Here is a 322-nt window from a genome sequence, read left to right as displayed (position 1 = left end):
CCCGCGGCCAACCATAGGCGCCGCGGGTTTCGGTGTGGATCGCCTTGATGTGCGTCAGCAGAGCGAGGTTGCCCACCTGCTGCCCCGCGGGTGCCGCGTCCGTCCCAGCCTCTCTGCGGACGTATTGGCGAAACCCACGGGCGCTGACGCCGAGGGTCAACATTGAACCGAGATCGGCCACAGGTCGCGGTGCCGTTGAATAAAGGCGTACTTCACAGCAACTCCGTGGCGAAGTACGCCGCCGCTTTTTTTAGAATGTCGCGCTCCATCTTCACGCGCGCCAGTTCCGTCCGCAGTCGGCTGATTTCCATCTGTTCAGCGC

1 pseudogene is annotated in these 322 nt (G+C 63.4%); it reads right to left on the bottom strand.

From position 1 onward, the window contains the following. Positions 1-322: pseudogene (locus EJ913_RS32900) on the bottom strand (IS3 family transposase); the annotation flags it as partial.

Origin of the sequence: Azospirillum doebereinerae (assembly GCF_003989665.1) — a bacterium.
Taxonomy (GTDB): Bacteria; Pseudomonadota; Alphaproteobacteria; order Azospirillales; family Azospirillaceae; genus Azospirillum; species Azospirillum doebereinerae.
This window is presented reverse-complemented; position numbering and strand designations above follow the sequence as displayed.